The sequence below is a fragment of the Phenylobacterium sp. genome (genome assembly GCF_044358365.1).
GTDB lineage: Bacteria > Pseudomonadota > Alphaproteobacteria > Caulobacterales > Caulobacteraceae > Phenylobacterium.
In genome coordinates this window covers 1-16,802 of the sequence record NZ_JBIKNZ010000074.1, presented here as the reverse complement: position 1 = coordinate 16,802, position 16,802 = coordinate 1, and the positions used below count along the sequence as shown (strand labels likewise).

Annotated in this window: 13 protein-coding genes and 1 pseudogene; 7 read left to right on the top strand and 7 right to left on the bottom strand. The window is 65.4% G+C overall.

What is annotated here, in order from left to right; all coding sequences use genetic code 11:
• On the bottom strand, positions 1 to 710 hold a 710-nt coding region (locus ACIQ3B_RS15585; protein WP_397404151.1), incomplete at its 3' end, for a DEAD/DEAH box helicase.
• A 312-nt stretch (positions 711 to 1,022) separates the two neighbouring features.
• Between ACIQ3B_RS15585 and ACIQ3B_RS15580 the strand changes: the two genes are divergently transcribed.
• Positions 1,023 to 1,703 (top strand): hypothetical protein, encoded by a 681-nt coding sequence (locus ACIQ3B_RS15580; RefSeq protein WP_397404149.1) that lies wholly within the window; start codon positions 1,023 to 1,025, stop codon positions 1,701 to 1,703.
• Between the two features lie 15 nt (positions 1,704 to 1,718).
• A pseudogene (locus tag ACIQ3B_RS15575) lies at positions 1,719 to 2,114 on the top strand (phosphotransferase); the annotation flags it as partial.
• A 49-nt stretch (positions 2,115 to 2,163) separates the two neighbouring features.
• Here the strand turns inward: ACIQ3B_RS15575 and ACIQ3B_RS15570 are convergent.
• The gene (locus ACIQ3B_RS15570) at positions 2,164 to 2,958 is read right to left on the bottom strand and encodes a hypothetical protein (RefSeq protein WP_397404147.1); all 795 of its coding nucleotides are present in this window, start codon (positions 2,956 to 2,958) and stop codon (positions 2,164 to 2,166) included.
• An 85-nt stretch (positions 2,959 to 3,043) separates the two neighbouring features.
• On the opposite strand from ACIQ3B_RS15570, the gene ACIQ3B_RS15565 reads away from it, so the two are divergent.
• Together ACIQ3B_RS15565 and ACIQ3B_RS15560 are read left to right on the top strand one after the other, a co-directional pair.
• The gene (locus ACIQ3B_RS15565) at positions 3,044 to 4,066 is read left to right on the top strand and encodes an AraC family transcriptional regulator (protein ID WP_397404155.1); all 1,023 of its coding nucleotides are present in this window, start codon (positions 3,044 to 3,046) and stop codon (positions 4,064 to 4,066) included.
• Positions 4,067 to 4,187: 121 nt separating this feature from the next.
• Positions 4,188 to 5,378 (top strand): CaiB/BaiF CoA transferase family protein, encoded by a 1,191-nt coding sequence (locus tag ACIQ3B_RS15560; RefSeq protein WP_397404145.1) that lies wholly within the window; start codon positions 4,188 to 4,190, stop codon positions 5,376 to 5,378.
• 8 nt (positions 5,379 to 5,386) lie between these two features.
• On the opposite strand, the gene ACIQ3B_RS15555 is transcribed toward ACIQ3B_RS15560, so the two are convergent.
• Both ACIQ3B_RS15555 and ACIQ3B_RS15550 read right to left on the bottom strand, forming a co-directional pair.
• Positions 5,387 to 6,259: an alpha/beta fold hydrolase gene (locus ACIQ3B_RS15555; RefSeq protein WP_397404144.1), complete on the bottom strand. Its 873-nt coding sequence runs from the start codon at positions 6,257 to 6,259 to the stop codon at positions 5,387 to 5,389.
• Between the two features lie 11 nt (positions 6,260 to 6,270).
• A complete protein-coding gene (locus ACIQ3B_RS15550) occupies positions 6,271 to 7,959 on the bottom strand; it encodes an alpha/beta fold hydrolase (protein WP_397404142.1) in 1,689 nt (562 codons plus the stop codon).
• A 126-nt stretch (positions 7,960 to 8,085) separates the two neighbouring features.
• On the opposite strand from ACIQ3B_RS15550, the gene ACIQ3B_RS15545 reads away from it, so the two are divergent.
• Positions 8,086 to 8,688, top strand: coding sequence for a TetR/AcrR family transcriptional regulator (locus tag ACIQ3B_RS15545; RefSeq protein WP_397404153.1), 603 nt, complete (start codon positions 8,086 to 8,088; stop codon positions 8,686 to 8,688).
• Here ACIQ3B_RS15545 and ACIQ3B_RS15540 read toward each other — a convergent pair.
• On the bottom strand, positions 8,685 to 9,194 hold the full coding sequence (locus ACIQ3B_RS15540) for a phasin family protein (RefSeq protein WP_397404140.1): 510 nt from the start codon (positions 9,192 to 9,194) through the stop codon (positions 8,685 to 8,687). The two genes, ACIQ3B_RS15545 and ACIQ3B_RS15540, sit on opposite strands and share 4 nt — an antisense overlap.
• Before the next feature lie 208 nt (positions 9,195 to 9,402).
• A complete protein-coding gene (parE, locus tag ACIQ3B_RS15535) occupies positions 9,403 to 11,454 on the bottom strand; it encodes a DNA topoisomerase IV subunit B (RefSeq protein ID WP_397404139.1) in 2,052 nt (683 codons plus the stop codon).
• Positions 11,455 to 11,562: 108 nt separating this feature from the next.
• On the opposite strand from parE, the gene ACIQ3B_RS15530 reads away from it, so the two are divergent.
• Together ACIQ3B_RS15530 and ACIQ3B_RS15525 are read left to right on the top strand one after the other, a co-directional pair.
• Positions 11,563 to 12,297 (top strand): hypothetical protein, encoded by a 735-nt coding sequence (locus ACIQ3B_RS15530; protein WP_397404137.1) that lies wholly within the window; start codon positions 11,563 to 11,565, stop codon positions 12,295 to 12,297.
• A complete protein-coding gene (locus ACIQ3B_RS15525) occupies positions 12,282 to 14,660 on the top strand; it encodes a hypothetical protein (RefSeq protein ID WP_397404135.1) in 2,379 nt (792 codons plus the stop codon). The genes ACIQ3B_RS15530 and ACIQ3B_RS15525 overlap by 16 nt, the downstream gene beginning before the upstream one ends.
• Before the next feature lie 21 nt (positions 14,661 to 14,681).
• On the opposite strand, the gene ACIQ3B_RS15520 is transcribed toward ACIQ3B_RS15525, so the two are convergent.
• The gene (locus tag ACIQ3B_RS15520; protein WP_397404133.1) at positions 14,682 to 16,607 is read right to left on the bottom strand and encodes a M61 family metallopeptidase; all 1,926 of its coding nucleotides are present in this window, start codon (positions 16,605 to 16,607) and stop codon (positions 14,682 to 14,684) included.
• Positions 16,608 to 16,802: the final 195 nt, after the last annotated feature.

Here is a 16,802-nt window from a genome sequence, read left to right as displayed (position 1 = left end):
AGCGCCGTACGTTTGGCCTTGGGGTCGGCAGTGGGGATGCGCACCAGGTTCTGGGTGATGGTCTCGGCGGTCGTGGCCGGGCGCGACGCCTCGATCCGGACTGGATCGCGCAGGAACTGTTTTGTCAGACGGGTGATTTCGGGCGGCATGGTGGCCGAGAAGAACAGGGTCTGTTTCTTGGCCGGGGTCAGCTTGAAGATGCGTTCCAGGTCAGGGATGAACCCCATGTCCAGCATCCGGTCGGCCTCATCGACCACCATGATCTGCACACCGGTCATCAAGAGCTTGCCGCGCTCGAAATGGTCAAGCAGTCGGCCAGGGGTGGCGATCAGCACGTCGACGCCCCGATCCAGCTTCAACTCCTGGTCCTTGAATGAGACACCGCCGATCAGCAGGGCCCAGGAGAGCTTCTGGTCCTTGGCGTACTTCTCGAACGACATCGAGACCTGGTCGGCCAGTTCGCGGGTGGGGGCGATGACGAGAGCGCGGGGCATGCGCGCCTTCGCGCGGCCGGCGGCCAGGCGGTCGATCATCGGAAGGGTAAAGGCGGCGGTCTTGCCAGTGCCGGTCTGGGCGATGCCGAGAACGTCGAGGCCCTGCAGGGCCATGGGGATCGCTTCGGCCTGAATCGGCGTTGCGGTGGTGTAGCCGGTCGCGGCGACAGCGGCGAGGGTCGCGGGCGAGAGGCCCAAGTCTGAGAATTCGGTCATCGTCTAACGATTAAGCGGTGTCTCGCCCCCGAAGCCCCCGAAGGGTGTACAGGGGCGGCGCGACCGCGGCTGCGCCAGCGAACGTCGCCGCGCGGCCGGACCATACGGCGCACGGGCGGCAAGTCAATGGAAGCGGTTGAAATGGCGTTGGCTGCAAGGTCGTTGCGCCTGGCTGGCGGGGGTGCGGACAGGGCGGAGCTGGTAAGGCCGACGCCGGACCCTGGCCTGAGCTGGATCGCGGGCGGCCGAATGAGGCTTGCAAAGGGTCGATTTTCGGTCGCTATGGTTCGCATAACGACGTTCGGGTAATCCATGCAAGTTCCATCAGATGCGAGCGGCCTTTCGGCGGGATGGCTGTCAGACGTACTTGCGGTCGCCCCCGGCGGCCCGTTTGGATCCGTCGCCGAGGTGGAGCGCCAGCGGATCGGCGAGGGTGTGGGCGTCATGTCCGAGATCTACCGGCTGGCGATCCGCTATGCGCCCGAGGGACGACCGGGTCCGGCCACGCTGGTGGCCAAGGTGCCGGCCGGGACTGCGGAGGCCCGCGGCCTCGCCAACAACTATGGCTTCTACGAGAAGGAGGTCGCCTTCTACCGCGATATCGCCCCGACGGTTTCGGTCGCCGCCCCTCGATGCTTCGCCGCCGCGTTCGATCCGGACTCCAGGCTTTTCGTGCTCCTTATGGAGGACATGGCGGCGGTAATCCCCGGCGATCAGATCGTCGGCCTGACGGAGGCCCAGGTGCGACGGGCTATCGACGAGGTCGTCCCGCTGCATGCGCGCTGGTGGCGCGATGCCCGGTTACCGGCGCTGGAAGGGGTGATCCCCGCGCACGGCCAGCCCCCTTGGGACAGCGTCGGCCAGATGCACACCGCCGCCTGGGAGATCATTGCACCCTGGATGAAGGCCCGCCTCAGTCCGGAGATGATGCGGGTGGGCGAACGGCTCTGCACCGATCTGCAGGGGCTGATGGACCGCAATGGCCAAGGGTAGCGGACGCTCTGTCACGGGGACTTCCGGGCTGACAATCTGATGTTCACCGGCGATCCCGCCGATCCGGGTCTGACCGTGCTCGACTGGCAGATTCTGGTGCAGGCGCCGGGAGCCTTCGACATCGGCTATCTGATGTCTGCCAGCGTGACGCCGGACGTGCGGCGAAGCCAGGAAATGGATCTGCTGGCGGGCTATCACGGCCAGCTCGTAGCCGGCGGGGTCGGGGGCTATGGGTTCGACGAGTGTCTGGAGGACTATCGCCGGGCGCTGCTGATCGGATTCACCTATGCGGTCCAGGCTGGCGGGTTTTCCAACATGGAACACGCTCGCAACGCAGCCCTGATCCACGCCATGGCGACGCGGTGCGAGGCGGCCTGTCTGGACTTGGGTCTGGCCTCGATGCTGAACTGACGCTGGCGCCAAGGGACTGGCGCCCTGGCAAATGGGGAGGCCTGTCCGACTACGCCCGCCGCCGTCGCCAGTCGTCGAACCGGACCTTTCCCAGCCAGAACAGCATGATCGGCAACGGCGACAGAGCGATCGCGTAGAGCAGGACGGAGTCCCGCAGGGCTTCCGGAAACACCTGCTGTTGTCCGAGGAAAAACGACCCCGAGGCGATAAACAGCGAAAAGCACATGCGCCAAAGGTGCCGCGCGATCCGCGAGACGTTGGACAACTGCTTGCGCACCAGGACGTGCAGTTCGCCTGCGGCGGCGAAGGCGCCTGCGATTGTGAAAAGGAAGAACGCCTGCGGCGGCGAGCCGTCCACCGTCCCGCTGGGGCTGGCCGAGCCCATCTGCATCAGGATCACACCGGCGGCGGTGATTGACAGGGCGATGATCAGTCCGATGACCTCCGCTGCGCCAGCCTTGGCGTTACGCCGTCGGGCCGCCATGACGCCGCTGATCAGCAGGTAGAGCGCCATGATGCCGGCGACGAAGTTGGGCCGTTGCCCGGTGTCCAGGAACGGCGCCACGCCCGCACCGATGGCGTAGGCCAGGGCCATGGCAATGACGAACACAGCTCCCGCTGCACGGTGAACCCGCTGACCCTTGCGCGCGGCCAGGGCGACGACGCCGGTGACCATGCCGATCGCGCCGCCAGCGATGTGCGCCCACAACAGGAAGTTGGCGCCGAGATGCATCCAGGCCGGATCGCTCGGCCCGGCCTTGAGGACGTCCGCGAGCGCGCCCGAAGGCAGGAATGCAGCCGCGATGACGAGCAGGGCGGACGAGACGGCGATCCAGGGTGTCATGGATCAATTCTTGTCGATCGGATGGTCCGGCGCCATGACCCTGCGTAGCGCGCGCATGATCGTGGGTAACATCAGGGGCCTTGCCATGTCGAACCTGACCACGTCAGCCGGAGTCGCCGCTGGCCTGATCGCGTTCGCTGTGGGGCAGGGCGCGGAGCAAACTGCGCTCCTGGACAGGGCCGGTCTGCGGGCCGCCGATATCGAGGATCCCGACAGCCGCCTGCCGTTTGCGACCTATGTTGCGCTCATGCGTGCGGCCCAGGATCTGTGCAGCGATCCGGCTTTGGCGCTGCATTTCGGCGAGGCCGTCGACCTCGCGGATATGTCGATCGTCGGGCTGATCATGAACGCCTCGGCCACCATGGGCGAAGCCTTTGCCCAGATGCAGCGCTTTGGGCGGCTGACACTGGAGACCGACGGACTCAGCGACGGGCCACGTTTCGAGCTGGCCATGCGCGACGGGCAACTCTGGATGGTCGACACACGCACCAACCCGGACGCGTTCCCCGAATTGACCGAAGGGGCCTTCGCCCGGCTGGCCTGTGGCCCGCGACGATTCCTGCCAGAGCCGCATGTGCTGCAGGTTCAGTTTACGCACCCGGCGCCGGCCTACAGGGCCGAGTACGATCGCATCTTCCAATGCCCGATCACCTTCTCCAGCCGATGGAACGCCATGCAACTCCACCCGGGCATCGCCAGTTGGCGCGTCGCGCTGCAGCCACACTACGTGTTCGGCATCCTGACCCAACGGGCTGACGGCCTGCTGCAGGAGCTCGAAGATCAGAAGACCGTTCGTGGCCGCGTTGAGGCTGTGCTGTTGCCATCGCTGCATACAGGCGAGATCAGCGCGGCCGGCGTCGCCCGCGCGCTGGGCTTCAGTCGCCAGACCCTGTTCCGCAAGCTGAAGTCCGAGGATGCCAAATATGAACAGGTCCTCGACGCCCTGCGCCATCGCACGGCGATGCGCTACCTCACCGGCGCCAGGGTCTCGGTCAACGAAACGGCCTACCTCGTCGGTTACTCCGAACCGGCTGCCTTCTCCCGCGCCTTCAAACGCTGGACCGGGAAGAGTCCTCGCGAGTTCCAGCTGGCGAACATGGCGAGATGAGCTTCGCGCTGCACCTGGCCTAGACTGACGCATGGGCAATTGCCTCGACTGTTCTAACCACACGTGCGCCAGGGCTTGATCCGGGAGAACAGCACGGCGGCTATCCAGGAGGAACCCCACCATGAGCACCGGCCTCTTCAGCGACCTGCTCGTCATCGATTGCGCAAGCTTCATCGCGGGGCCGGCTGCGGCGACCGTGCTGGGTGACTATGGCGCGCGGGTGATCAAGATCGAGCCGCCGGGCGTAGGCGACGCCTATCGCAACCTTTTCCGGCTGCGCGGCACGCCCGGCGAGGTGGACTATTTCTGGACTCTGGAGTCGCGCAACAAGGAGAGTCTGGCGCTGGACCTACGGCGCCCGGAGGCGCGGGCGGTGCTGCATACGCTTGTGAAGAGGGCCGATGTGTTCATCACCAACTCGCCGTTTCCGGCACGGGAGCGGATGGGACTGAGGGCGGAGGACCTGATGCCTCTGAACCCCCGGCTGATCTATGCCTCGCTGTCGCCCTATGGCGAGCAGGGGCCGGAGCGGGACCGGACCGGATTTGACGCAACAGCCTGGTGGGCCCGTTCGGGGCTGATGGATATGGTGCGCGCCGGCCCGACTACAGAGCCCGCAATCTCGATGCCGGGGATGGGCGACCACCCGACGGCGATGGCGATGTACGGGGCGATTGTGACGGCCCTCTACAAGCGCCAGATGACCGGTGCTGGCTCGGAGGTCACCACCTCGCTGCTAGCCAACGGGCTTTGGGCCAACGGCTGCCAGGTGCAGGCGGCGCTTTGCGGCTATGAGCTGATGACGCGGCCGCCGCGCGGGGCGCGAGGGGTGCTGAACGAGATGTTCCGCGCCGCCGACGACCGCTATTTCATCCTGACCAGCACAAATCCGTTCCGGGACTGGCCGCTGCTGGCCAGGGCTGTGGGGCACGCCGAGTGGCTGGAGGATCCGTTATTTGCGACGCCCGAGGCGCGGATGGCGAACGGTCCCGAGCTGGTGGCCCGGTTCGATGCGCTGTTCGCCGGTGCGCCCTTCGAACACTGGTCACGGGTCTTGACCGACGGCGACGTGACGTTTGGCGTGGTGTCGCAGATCTATGATCACCTGACCGACGAACAGATCGAGGCCAACGGCCTGTTTCCCGAGATCGAGGGCAGCTATGGGCTGCGCACCGTCGATAGCCCCTTCCAGATGACCGGCGAGACCAAGGTCGCCCCGCACATGGCGCCGGGGATTGGCGAGCACTCCCGCGCCCTGCTGGAGGAATTCGGATGCTCCGCCGAGGCGATCGAAGCGGCGCTGGCGGGGTAGGGGTCGGCTCAGGCTGCGGCGGCGAGGGGCTGCTGATCCGCGCCGGCAAGGAAACGGCGGATCACGGGGAAGGTCTCGGCCGGGCGGGACACCATGAACAGATGTCCGCCCGGCACGGTCTCCAGCTGCGCATTGGGGATCAGTCGCGCCAGGAACCTGCCGTTGACCAGGGGCACAATGCGATCACTCTCGCCCATCAGGACCAGAGTCGGGGTCTTCAGGAAGGGCAGGAAGAAAGCGCTGGTCCAGCCGGCCATGGCCGCGAGCTGATAGAGATAGCCCCGCTGCGACGGCGGCCGCAGCCTGCCGATGTGAGCGTCGGAGTTCATCTCCTCGCCATAGAGGGCTTCGAAGTTCTGTCGCATGAACTCCGGGTCAATGTAGCGGCGCGGATTGGCCATCTTGGCCAGGACCTTGGGATCCCCGGGCGCCATGAACACGCCCGCCGCCGTCGCCGCCAGGATCAGCTTGCCGACGCGGTCCGGATGCTGGAAGGCGAACTGCTGGGCCATGCCGCCCCCCCAGGACACGCCCATGACATCGACCTTGCCGGTATAGCCCAGCTTGTCCAGCAGGCGCGTGGTGCGCAGCGCCATGGTCCAGGGGCGGTAGGGGAATCTGGGGCTGGGTGAGCCGCCGACTCCCGGCATGTCGAAGGTGATGATGTCCTGATCCGGCATCCATTCGGCCAGGGACGCCATGATCTCGATATTGGCGCCGATGCCGTTGAAAAACAGGATCGGGCGCCCCTTGGCCTTGCCCTTCGCTGTCCTGGCTTCCCATACGGCGACACGCAGGCTCCGACCGGCGATCTTCATGATCTCCATCCGCGGCTCGCGGGCGGATCCGGGGGCGTCCTGGGCGTTGCCGGAAGCTTTCACAGGGTGGCCTTTCAATCGAATACGTATTCGCCGGGCGCGGCGGCGCCAGGCGAGTTTTTCCTGGAGCCCAGGTCCTTGGGCGCCGACTTCAACTCGCCGGATCGGGCCTGCAACCACTGCGCCCAGAAGGGCCACCAGGAACCCGCATGCTCCGAGGCGTCGTTGCCGAGCCATTCGTCGATGCTGGCGGGTGGGCGTTTGTCGCTCTTGAAGTACTTGGCCTTGGGATTTCCCGGCGGGTTCAGCAGCGACTGGATGTGGCCGGCCTGGGACAGGATGAACTCCACGTTCGGCGAGCCGATCAACTGAGTTGTGCGGTAACAGGCCTTCCAGGGCGTGATGTGGTCTGTCACGCCGGCGACCACGAAACAGTCCTGGATGACCTTGGTCAGGTCGACCTTGTGGCCGGCCATTTCGGTAACCCCCGGCGTGGCGAAGGGTTGCGTCTCGTAGACCCGCAGATAGTCGGAATGAAGGGCCGCCGTCAGATTGGTGGAGTCGTTGTTCCAGAACAGCACGTCGAAGGCGGGCGGGTCCTCGCCGTGCAGGTAGTTGTTGATCACATAGTTCCAGACGAGATCATTTGGCCTCAGCCAGGCGAAAGTCCGTGACAGCGAAGAGCCTTCCAGCACGCCGGCCTTGGCCGATCGCCGCCTCGCCATCTCGATGCCATGGGCCGACACCAGGGCGCCGGTCTCGCTGTCGTCTGGCTGGGGATCCAGCACACAGACCATCAGGGTCGCTGCGCCAATGCGCGGATCACCTTCTGCAGCCAGCTTGCTGAGCAGCGTGGCCGCCGTGATTCCGCCGGAACAGGCGCCGGAGATGTTCACAGTCCTTGACCTGGTGATCTGGCAGATCACATCGATGGCTTCGATCAGGGCGTCGACATAGTCGGCCAGGCCCCAGTCGCGGTGTTCGACCGTTGGATTGCGCCAGCTGACCATGAAGGGCTGGATGCCGCTGCCGGTCAGGAAGCGGATGATGCTCTTTTCCGGCGACAGGTCGTTCACATAGGCCTTGTTGATCTGCGGCGGGATGATCAGCAGCGGCACGCCGTGCACCTGTTCGGTGGTCGGCGCGTACTGGATCAACTCCATCATCTCGGTGCGATGAACCACGGCGCCGCGCGCGGTGGCGATATTCTCGCCGATCTTGAACGGGCGCTTGTCCACCTGGCTGACGATGCCGTCGTTCTGGGTGATGTCCTCGTAGGCGTTCTTCAGGCCCTTGATCAGCGAGCCGCCGCCGGTTTCGAACGCCTTCTTCAGCGCCGAGGGATTTCCGATCAGGCTGTTGGTGGGCGAAACGGAGTCCAGGATCATGTTGGTGACGAAGCTGGCGCGCGCGCGCTCACTGTCATCAAAATCCAGATCGTCCATCCAGTGGCCAACCCCCTGACGGACCGCCAGATAGTACTGCATGCCGGCGCGATAGAAGGGGTTGCTGCGGAAGGCGGGGTCCAGAAATCGCTTGTCCTTGGGGTCAGGGGCCAGTTCGGACTTGTTCTGGACGATCTTGACCACTTCACCGCTGAAGTTTTTCAGGTGTTTGAGGGTCTTGACTGGCCGGCCGGCGGTCTCGCGCAGCATCACACCCACAGCGCCCATCAGGTCTTCGCGCGCCAGTCCGATGATCGGATTCATGGCCACGGTGTTTTCAGCAGCCCCGCCGCCGAGATCGATCTTCGGTTTCGCCATCTTCGCCCTGCGTTGTTCCAACCCTGTGGGTGTGAACGGTTTCGCCCGTCCGCCTTATGCGCCTATACTTAGAGGTTCTTATTCCCTGTCAATTGAGGGCGACACATCGCCATTGGATGATCGCCCCTGAGCACGAAGTCCCGCATTCTCGAAAAAGCGCTCGAACTCTTCAACGAAGAGGGTGTCGCAGCCCTCTCGGCCGTCGATATCGCGACCGCGCTCGGGATCAGCCCGGGACATCTCTACTACCACTTCAAGGGCCGCTCCGAGATCGTCGCCGCCCTGGCCGCGGAATACCGGTCCGAAGTCGACATGGTGCTCGACGCGCTGACCGACACCTTGGGCGCCGATGGCGCGAGCCTCGAGACCCTCTGGACCTATGTTCACATCCTGATCGAGGAGGCCTGGGATGCGCGGTTCCTTTACCGCGAGGCCGCCGCTCTTGTTATGCGCAGTCAGGATCTGGCGGCCGTCTTCCGATATGTGGCCACCCGTGAGCGCACGACCCTGGCGACGGTGCTGATCGACCTGAGGCGCGGTGGCGTTATCTCCGCCTCGCCCGAGGTCATCGATGGCGTTTCGCGCCTCATGACCACCGGGATCGGCTTCCACGCCATCGAACTGGAGCTCGAGGGAGATGCCGGTCCGCAGCGCGAGCGGATTGCGCGCGCTGCGGCCCAGGTCATGCTCCTGCCCGCCGCCCTCATCAGGGGCGGACAGAAGGCTTAGGCGGCTTCGACCGGCTCGACCGTCTTGGCCTTGGCGGGCTTCTCCGCCACGGTGGCCTTTTCGGCCTTCAGTGCGGCCACTTCCTGGGTCAGTTGCTCGACCTGAGCGGTCAGCTTTTCGATGGCCTGACCCAGCGCGCCGATGTTCAGCGGGGCGAGAGTTTCCGACACGGTCTTGCGGACCTTGCCGATGCGGGCTTCGAGGGCGGCGCGCTGCTCGGCTCGGAAGGCCTTCACCTGATCGGTGGCGTTGCCGACCAGCGACACGACGCGGTCGCCGCGGGGCGACTTGGCGATGGTTTCGCGGACCTTGTCCTCGACTTCCTCACCCTTGGCGACCAGCTGGTCGAAGGCTTCGTTGGCGCCGGTGGCGAGCTTTTCGACCGCGCCTTGCGTCTCGGTGTACATCCGCCCGTAGGCGCCGACGCCGGCCAGCCAGATCTTGCGGGCGATGTCGGTGTCGACGGCGACTTCGGCGGTCTCTTTGGTCTTCCTGGCCTTGGCCATGATCAGTATCCTTGCAACGTGTGCGGCCCCGGGGAGGAAGCCGATGACGCTGCAATAGGCCGACGGTTTAGAAAAAGCATTCTAACCGCCCCGGTGGCTGCGACGGGTGTGGTCGCCGTCGGCGCCCGACACCACCTTGATCACTGCCAGATAGCCCTTGGCGCTGGGGCGCCGGGTCAAGCCCGCTTATGATGGGCGTGGGCGGTATTCAGATATCCAGCTCGCCCACCGCAAACTCGGCGTTCTCCTGGATGAACTGGAACCGCGCCTCGGGTTTGCGGCCCATCAGGCGTTCGACCAGGTCTTCCACCAGCTCTTCGGCGCGGGGCAGGGTGACCCGGGCCAGCGTGCGGGTGGCCGGGTCCATGGTGGTTTCCTTGAGTTGGGCCGGCATCATCTCGCCCAGGCCTTTGAAGCGGCTGATCTCGGGCTTTTTGTTCTTGAATTCCGTGGCCAGCAGTTCGTCGCGGTGTTCGGGGTCGCGGGCATAGACGGCCTTACCGCCATGGCTGATGCGGTAGAGCGGGGGCAGGGCCAGGTAGAGGCGACCGCCGCGGATCAGCTCGGGCATGGTGCGATAGAAAAAGGTGATCAGCAGGCTGGCGATGTGGGCGCCGTCGACGTCGGCGTCGGTCATGATGACGATGCGGTCGTAGCGCAGGTCTTCGTCGCGATACTTCGAGCCGGGTTGTGCGCCCAGCGCCAGCAGCAGGTCGGAGAGTTCCTTGTTGCCGCCGAACTTGTCGGCGGTGGCGGAGGCCACATTGAGGATTTTGCCGCGCAGGGGCAGGATCGCCTGTGTCTTGCGGTTGCGGGCCTGTTTGGCCGAGCCGCCGGCCGAGTCGCCCTCGACCAGGAACAGTTCGGTGCCGTCCATGGCGCCGCCGGAGCAGTCGGCCAGCTTGCCGGGCAGCCTTAGCTTGCGGGTGGCCGAGGCGCGGGCCACTTCCTTGTCCTTGCGGCGCTTCAGCCGCTCCTCGGCGCGCTCGATGACGAATTCGAGCAGGGCGCTGGCCGATTTCGGCTGGGCGGTCAGCCAGTGGTCAAAGGGGTCGGCCAGGGCCTTTTCCACCAGACGCTGGGCGTCGGAGGAGGAGAGGCGCTCCTTGGTCTGGCCCTGGAACTCGGGGTTGGCCACGAAGACGCTGACCAGGGCGCCGGCCTGGGCCAGCACATCATCGGCGGTGATGATCAGGCCGCGTTTCTCTCCGGTAAGCTCGGCGTACTGTTTCAGGCCGCGGGTAAGCGCCGCGCGGAAACCGCTTTCGTGGGTGCCGCCCTCGGGGGTGGGAACAGTGTTGCAGTAGGACTGCATGAAGCTGTCGGCCTCGCCGAAGCCGGCGGGGGTCCAGGCCACCGCCCATTCCACCTTGCCGGTCTCGCCGGGGCGTTCCCAGCGGCCGGCGAAGGGCTCAGGGGTGACGGTCTCCAGCCCCTTGATCCGTTCGGCCAGGAAGTCCGCCAGACCATTGGGGAATCGGAAGGTGGCCTCGGCGGGCGTCTGGTCCTGAATGCGCTCGGGTGCGCACTTCCAGCGGATTTCGACACCGCCGAACAGATAGGCCTTGGACCGCGCCATCCGGTAAAGCCGCGCTGGACGAAACATGGCCGCGTCACCGAAGATGACCGGGTCCGGCGTGAAGCGGATCTGGGTGCCCTTCTTGCGACTGGGGCCGATCTGTTCGAGCCCGCCCACCGGCTTGCCGCGGCTGAAGGCCTGGCGCCACTCGGAGCCATCCTTCCAGACCGTGACCTCGACCCGTTCGGACAGCGCGTTGACCACCGAGATGCCGACGCCGTGCAGACCGCCGGACGTCTCATAGGCCTTGCCGGAGAATTTTCCGCCCGAGTGCAGGACGGTCATGATCACTTCCAGCGCCGATTTGCCGGGATGCTTGGGGTGCGGGTCGACCGGGATGCCGCGCCCGTCGTCCTTGACGGTGAGTGCGCCGTCAGCCTCGAGGGTGACCTCGATCAGTTTGGCGTGGCCGGCGACGGCCTCGTCCATGGAATTGTCCAGCACCTCGGCGAACAGGTGGTGCAGGGCCCGCTCGTCGGTGCCGCCGATGTACATGCCCGGCCGCTTGCGGACCGGCTCCAGACCCTCCAGGACCTCGATGTCCTTGGCGGAGTAGCCGCCGCCCTTGGGGGACAAAACATCAGGGCGAGGCTCATGGCTCGCCGAAAGTGGCGCGGCCGGGACAGGGCTCAGCGCGTCGTCGAACAGGTCGGGGAGGGGGCGGGCGGGGGTACTGGACATTGAACCGGGAACACTTGTGCGATTCTGGTCCACCCGGTATCAATCCCCCGTGGTCGAAAGGCAATGCGGTGCGGCCGACCGCCTGCGCAATAAGGAGACCAAACGGGCGTGCAGATGCTGGTCGCAATCGCCCTGATCTGGTTCGCGGCTGTGGTCCCGGCGAGGGCGTCTTCGCTGGTCATCTGGGCCTGGGAAAGACCGGAAGACCTTCGGTTTGCCCCGGCATCGGCCGAGATCGCGGTGCAAACCGGGTTCATTGTGCTGGCTGGAGACCGCATTGAGGCCCGGGGTCGGCGGTTCCCGCTGCGGGCTTCCCAAGGGCGTTTGACGACCTCAGTGGTTCACCTCCAGCTAGATCATCGCCATCCCGTGGTTGCCTCGCCAGATCATGCAAGGCGCGTGGCGGCTGCTGTGTTGCGAATGGGATCTCGCGCCCGGACGCAACGGTTGCAGGTCGATTTCGAAGTGCGGGCATCCGAGCGCCCCCTGCTGTTGGCGGTTCTTCGCGAGGTGAGGGCGGGGCTGCAGCCCGGCGTCGTCTTGTCCATGACCGCGCTGGCGTCCTGGTGCGGTGACGAGACCTGGCTGGATGCGGCGCCGGTAGATGAAATCGTGCCGATGCTGTTCCGGATGGGCCCCGCCGGTTCCGCGCTGAAGTCCCGGCTGGCGGCCGGAGGCGACTTCTCGAATCCGCGGTGTCGAACGGCCTTGGCAGTTTCAACAGACGCGCCGATCATTCGCGCGCCGGTCGGTCGGCGGGTTTATCTGTTTAGTCCACGAAGTTGGACGCCCACGGACTTTGATCGCGTGCGACGGAGGGTGGAGGCATGGTCGGACGACTGAGGTTGGCGGGCCTGGCCGCGACCATGGTGCTGGCTGGTCCGCCGGCGTGGGCGTCCGGACCGGGGACTGTTGCGCCCTGGTACATCGACCAGTTTGGCGGTGAGGCCAGTGACCTGGCCCAACTCTACGATGGGCGACTGGGCGTCGTCATGTTTCGCGCCCCCCGGCCCAAGCTCTACCTCGCGTGGCGCTTGCTGCATGGGCAGCAGGTCGGACCCGTCGCGGGCAAGGCCCTCTCGATGCCATGCTGCGACCCGCCCGGGCGATGGATCTATGACGCCACCTTTGAACGGGGTTCGGCGGCGTGGACCACCGCGCGCAAGGTCGTCCCCGGCGCGTCGGAAATCGACTGGATCGAGACCGAGCGCGACGGACCGGACTACACGTCCATCCCGAACTGTTTCGACGAGGCGTTCGAAACGGCCGCGGCGACATTGAAGGACCGGACCGCACGATTTGGCGCCACATCGGCGGCCGTTAAGCACTGGCTTGCCGGGCAGGACGCGGTTTTCGCCACTTGCCACGAGACGGGCCACCCGCTGCCGGAATTGCCGGCCGACGCGCCGGGCTGGTTGACGGTTGATCGGGCGTATCAGGCGGCCGCTCATGCGCTGTACGATCAACGCTTCGACGAGGCCGCCGGCCGGTTTGCCGAGATCGCGCGCGACAAGGCATCGCCTTGGCGACCCTCGGCATCCTATCTGCGCGTAAGGAGTCTGATCCGCGCGGCCTTGACTCTGCGTACGCCGGACGCCTTCGCCCGGGCTCGGGCCGGCGTCGCCGAACTGCAACGAATGCCCGTCGCGACCTATGGCCGTGCCGAAGCCCAGAAGATGCTGCGCGCGTTGAGTTATCGCGACCAGCCTGCGGTCTTGATGGTCGAACTTGAACGTGAACTCGGGCGACGCGATCCTCCGGACGATATTGCGGTCAGCTTCCGCGACTATGCGGACCTCTACGATCAGGGCGTCGCGAAGCCGGAGGCCATGGACTGGATAGCCACGCTACAGGCCAAGCCGACTGCGAAGGCGCTGGAGGCGGCGTATGGAGACACGAACAGCGATGCTGCGCTGGCGGCGCTGACGAGTCGCACACGCGCAGACGCGCTGGCCCATGCCCGGGATCGTTGGGCCAGGACCTCGGATCCGGCCTGGTTGATTGCGGCGCTAAGCCTGGTTGATCCCGGCGCGCTTGAGGTTCCTGGTCTACTGGCGGATGCAGGCAAGGTCGGAGCAAGTCATCCGGCTTGGTTGACCGTGCAGTTTCATTCCCTGCGACTGACCCTCGCCACGGCCCCCGCGCCTGCGAGTCGCAAACGACTGGATGCACTCCTGCAAAGGCCCGACCTTTCAGCGAGTGATCGTAACCTTTTTACTGCGCAGCGCGCACAGGTTGCATCGGACCTGCGGGAGTTTGCGAAACTGGCGTTGCGCAAACGCGTCTGCGCCAATGACCAGGCCGATGGTTGCGTGCGCGGTTTCTGGCAAACCGACGCCTATCAGGAATGGAGTCTCTATGACGGGATCGGTCGCGAGGGCGTGACAGGTCTAGGCGAGGACGCGCGCGCGGTGATCGACCGCCTGCCGCTGGCGACACGGATCGAACTGTCGCGGGATGCGCAATTGCCGGCGTCGTTGCGCCTCGATGTGGCGCTGACCAGCTTTGCCCGGGCGGTGATCCTGAGCGACAACGCTTCAGCCGATGGCATGGCTCGCGATCTTGAAACCCTGTTGCCGCAGATGGCCGGTGATTGGCGTCGCGCCCGTACGGCGCCGATGGGTCCGGAGAAACGGTTCGCCCAGTTCATGATCTTTGCCAAGATCCCCGGACTGCGGCTCGATCTGGTGGACTATACCCGGCCGGAAGGGACGGTCGCGCAGTTCCAGCGGTACTGGGTCCCATGGATGGTGTTGCCGAGGGGACGGCCTGTGATAGCGACCCCGCCGTCCCTGGCGCGATATCAGATGGCAGGGGTGGAGCCGGACAGCGATGCACGCGCAGATCTGACCTGCCTGGGGGAATGCGGTCATGGCGCTGCGGGATTGCGAATGCCGGACTTCGCCGCAGCGACCTCGGCACAGGCCGACAGCGAGCGTGGCTATTTCATCAATCGCGGACCTGTTTTCGACTTTGAGACGCCGCTGGAATCGCCCCCGGGCGCCCGGTCGATGTGGGACGAGATCCTGGTCTATGCCAGGGCCAATCCCACCAGCCCCGAGGTTCCGGAGGCCCTCTACTGGTTGGTGCGCGTGGGCCGATGGGGCGGCAGCCACGACCACTCAGGCCGCCGGGCGTTCGAGCTGCTCCACGCCAGATATCCGGCCAGTGCCTGGACCAAGCGGACGCCCTACTACTACGACTGACAGTCGAGGAGGGTCTGCAAGCTATTTCCGCGCCTCATGGATCCTGGTCAGCAGGTCCGGGGTTCCCTCGATCCGTTCCAACTTTGGGTAACGCAGGCCACCCGTGTAGCTGATCGAAACCGTGCGGAAATGGTCGCCGTTCTTGATCAGCAGTTCGATGGGCTTGCCGGATTTGCCTTCGGTGATGGCAGCCTTGATGCGTTCAGCGCTATAGGCAATCCCGTTCACTGCCAGCACCCTGGTCGAAACAGTGATCCCGGCCTTGAAAGCGGGTCCGTCCCACAGCACACCGGTCACATCAGCGTCCCGGCTCAGGGACAGGCCCAGGGAATAGGTCAGACCCGTCGACCTTGATGCGCCCTCAAGGGCCTTGGCGAAGTCACTGGGCGTTTCGGTGTAGACCAGCTTCCAGCCGCCACGCGTCAGGCCGTCCAGCGGGGCCTTGGGCGCCACGTCCTTGACGCGGGTTGTCAGGAAGGTCGCCCAGTCGTGCGGCTGGACGGTGTTCAGGGCGGCGACAACATCGTCGAAAGTATAGGGATCGGGAACGTACTGGCCGTCCTTGCCGGCGAAGAACAGCCGACCGAAGTCGTCCAGGGATTTCTTTCCGCCGGACTTCTCCCGGATGAGCGTGTCGGCATCGAGCCAGATGAGCAGGCCCTCTTGATAGTAGTCTTCCGCTCGCTGCCAGCCGCGCCAGGGCTGTGGCGAGCGCCGTGCAAGGATGGGATCAAACGTGGTGTCCTCGAGTTGCCGCCAGCGCCGCCCCACCTGGTTTTCATACTGGGCTGCGGTGAGGGCGATCGAGTCCAGGGTCTCCTGTCGTGACGCCATGCCGGCGCGGGCGCCCAGGACGTCGCCCCAATAGGACGTCAGACCCTCATAGACCCAGAGCAACGCGCCGCGCATGGGCACATTGTAGTTGGGCGTCCAGAGGTCCGCCGGACGTCGGTACTTCCCATTCCAGGAGTGGGCGTACTCGTGCGGCAACAACCCGCGATCACCCACAGCCTTGTCGAACTCCGTGAAATAGCCGGTTCCGACGCCGTTCTCGCTGGATCGGTGATGCTCAAGGCCGATGTCGCCCAGCCGGTCCGTGATCGCGACCAGGAATTCATAGCGGTCGAAATTGCGCACGCCGAACAGCTTGTCCGCCTGGTGAACGAGCGCCTTGTGCTTGTCGATGACCTTGGCGTCGGCCTCCAGTTCGGCCGCCGTATCGGCCACCACATTCAGCCGAACCGGATAACGGGCGCCTGGATCGAGATCGTACTGCTTGAAATAGCGCCCGGCGAACATCGGGGAGTCGACAAGGGTTTCGAGAGGAACCGGCTTGAAACGCGCGACGTCGCCCTCGCGAGACGCGGTATCGAGGGCCACGCCATACCCCCAGCCTGGCGGCAGTTTGACGCTGGGCTCCACCATGATCCGCCGGGTGTAGTAACCAGCAGGATAGAGCACCACCATGCCCCACTGCAGGTTCAGCATCTCCGGCGTCACCACCACCCGGCCCTGGTTCGGCGCCGTTGGCGACAGGAACTGGAACTCCAGCTCAAGCGCTTCCGCGCCCGGCGGCACATCAATCTGGAAGGCGAAAACACTGATCGGATCACGCTGCCAGGGGACAACCTTGCCGTTGGCGCGGATCGTCAGGCCGGCAAGCTTGTCGATGGAGCCGAAGTCGTAGTGCTTGCCCGGAAGCCATTCCGGGTAAAGCAGCGTCAGTTTGCCGGGACGGCTAACAGGCAGGGTCTGCTTGACCCGCCAGATGCGGCGGTCCGTATCGCTGGCGTCAACCTCCAGCCGGATCGTGCCGGGATAGGCCATGTCGCGGGGCGCCGCGATCGCGGCTGGCATTGGATAGGGCTGGGGTCCGGGCGATGGCTCGGCCATCAGCGGCGTAGCGATGGCGGATGTCGCGGCGAAGGCGAGGAGCGCTGATCTCAAGTGTGGAACCTGAAGCTGGTACGTGAGGTGGTCGGTTTGGCGCGAGCCAAGTCTGGCGAAGGCCGAAACTAGAGCGGTTTCCCTACGCTGTGAATCGGGAGGGATTCCCAAATCAGTGATGGAGTGATTCAAGCTGCATGCTGGTGAAGGAGGCCGGCATGCATGGGTCATCCTCTGTCATGTGATCTTCGGGAT

What these genes read in the sequence shown, in the direction of transcription:
- ACIQ3B_RS15580 (WP_397404149.1), top strand. Translation starts at nt 1,023, where the DNA reads ATGCAAGTTCCATCAGATGCGAGCGGCCTTTCGGCGGGATGGCTGTCA.
- ACIQ3B_RS15570 (WP_397404147.1), bottom strand. Translation starts at nt 2,958, where the DNA reads ATGACACCCTGGATCGCCGTCTCGTCCGCCCTGCTCGTCATCGCGGCT.
- ACIQ3B_RS15565 (WP_397404155.1), top strand. Translation starts at nt 3,044, where the DNA reads ATGTCGAACCTGACCACGTCAGCCGGAGTCGCCGCTGGCCTGATCGCG.
- ACIQ3B_RS15560 (WP_397404145.1), top strand. Translation starts at nt 4,188, where the DNA reads ATGAGCACCGGCCTCTTCAGCGACCTGCTCGTCATCGATTGCGCAAGC.
- ACIQ3B_RS15550 (WP_397404142.1), bottom strand. Translation starts at nt 7,959, where the DNA reads ATGGCGAAACCGAAGATCGATCTCGGCGGCGGGGCTGCTGAAAACACC.
- ACIQ3B_RS15540 (WP_397404140.1), bottom strand. Translation starts at nt 9,194, where the DNA reads ATGGCCAAGGCCAGGAAGACCAAAGAGACCGCCGAAGTCGCCGTCGAC.
- parE (WP_397404139.1), bottom strand. Translation starts at nt 11,454, where the DNA reads ATGTCCAGTACCCCCGCCCGCCCCCTCCCCGACCTGTTCGACGACGCG.
- ACIQ3B_RS15525 (WP_397404135.1), top strand. Translation starts at nt 12,282, where the DNA reads ATGGTCGGACGACTGAGGTTGGCGGGCCTGGCCGCGACCATGGTGCTG.